1 protein-coding gene is annotated in these 549 nt (G+C 58.5%); it reads right to left on the bottom strand.

Features of this window, described 5'->3' with window-relative positions:
* Window positions 1-278 precede the first annotated feature (278 nt).
* Window positions 279-549 (bottom strand): transposase (locus B9Z45_RS16810; RefSeq protein ID WP_146180911.1); only part of this gene is annotated, 271 nt, incomplete at its 5' end.

Below are 549 nucleotides of genomic sequence, written 5' to 3'. Positions count from 1 at the left end.
CGCATCGTGAAAAGGCTCTCGGTGAAGGTGTCAGCGCCGCGCATCATGTGTCCGTGTAGTTGCTCAACAATTAACGTTTCTCAGGGGCTCGGCGTGGACCTAAACATGGGAGTATTTCAGCAGCCTGTTAGGGCTACGCTGAACAAGCCAACGAATTCAGCGATATGTTGCTAGTTGATTGCATGATGCGAGATGTGATGGGCGAAGCGGCCCAATTTCGGCCCGTATTTCTGGCCTTTTCACGCCAGACACGCGCATTGCGCGCTCTGAAGACGCACTCATGCCATGCGGCGTCCACGCGCTAAGTAGATGTTGGCCAGACCCAAGGCCACGAACGAGCGCGTGGCGTTCTTGGCCAGGCCGCGATAGCGCACCTTGGTGAAGCCCCACAGCCGCTTGACCACTGCGAAGACGTGCTCCACCCGGGCGCGTACCTTGGACTTGTTGCGATTCTTCGAGCGCAGGGCCGGGTCAACCTCACCTCCCTTGCGCACCCGCTGGTTGGTGAAGTCGTTCGCATGTGGTGCCTTGGATGCGATCAGTGCCTTC

The sequence above is a fragment of the Limnohabitans sp. 2KL-17 genome (genome assembly GCF_003063415.1).
Taxonomy (GTDB): Bacteria; Pseudomonadota; Gammaproteobacteria; order Burkholderiales; family Burkholderiaceae_C; genus Limnohabitans_A.
The sequence above is the reverse complement of the archived record's forward strand: the minus strand, read 5'-3'. Positions and strand labels throughout refer to the sequence as shown.